1 protein-coding gene is annotated in these 1007 nt (G+C 68.9%); it reads right to left on the bottom strand.

Annotated features, from left to right (window positions below; translation table 11 throughout):
* Positions 1-1007 (bottom strand): condensation domain-containing protein (locus IG99_RS43415; protein ID WP_037684553.1); only part of this gene is annotated, 1007 nt, incomplete at both ends.

The raw sequence follows: 1007 nt of genomic DNA, 5'->3' as shown, positions 1-1007 counted from the left end.
GGTGCGAGGAGGGTGGGTTCGTCGACGCCGTCGAGTTCCTCCGCCCAGGCCCGGGCCGCGGCGTCGGGGTCCTGGCCGGCCAGCCAGGCCAGGAATTCCCGGTAACCACGCTCCGCGGGCAGCCCGCCCGGATCACCCCCGCAACCGTACAACCGCAGCAGATCCTGCAGCAGCAGCGGAATGGACCAGCCGTCGAACAGCACATGGTGAGCGGTGAACACGAGCTCGGACCGCTCCTCCTCCAGCCGCACCAGCGTGAGCCTCATCATCGGCGGCGACGCCGGGTCGAAGCGCGTCTGCTGATCCTCCGCCAGCAGCCGTTCGAACGCCTCAGCGCGTTCGCCCTCGGGCACCGCACGCAGATCGGCCTCGTGCCACGGCAACTCTGCCTCGTCCGTCACCAGCTGGGCCCAGCCACCCGAGTGAGGGACGAACGCCGAGCGCAGATTGGCATGGCGGTCCAGCAGCGCCTGCCCCGCCGCACGCATCCGCTCAGGCTCCACCCGGCCCGACAGATGGAACACCAACTGCACCTGATACACGTCGAACGGCGCATCGCTGAACCTGCTGTGGAACAACAACCCCGACTGAAGCGGCGTCAATGGCCACACGTCCGCCAGCCCCGGGTACGCCCGCTCCCACTCCAGGATCCGCTCCTGGTCCACGGCCACCAGCGGAAGATCGGACGGCGTCAGGCCACCCACGTCCGGAGCCGCCACATACTCGGCCAGCGCGGTGAGCGCGGTTTGCCACAAGTGCGCGAGTTCCTGTACCTCGTCCTCGGCGAGCACCCCCCTCGCAAAGGCGAACGTGGCGTTCAGCCGCGGGCCCTGCGCGGTGTCGGTGACATAGGAATTGATCTCCAGCGTGGACATCGCGGGCATGGAGGCATCCCACACGGCATCCGCGTCATCCACGTCCAGCACCTGCGTCCAGCCCAGGCCGCGCAGCTCCTCCGGCATGTCCGCCGCGGAGTAGCGGCCCAAATAGTTGAAGCCGATCTGCGG

It is taken from the genome of Streptomyces griseus subsp. griseus (assembly GCF_000720255.1).
GTDB classification, from domain to species: Bacteria; Actinomycetota; Actinomycetes; order Streptomycetales; family Streptomycetaceae; genus Streptomyces; species Streptomyces griseus_I.
Note: the sequence above shows the minus strand (reverse complement) of the source record. Positions and strands in the feature narration are given on the sequence as shown.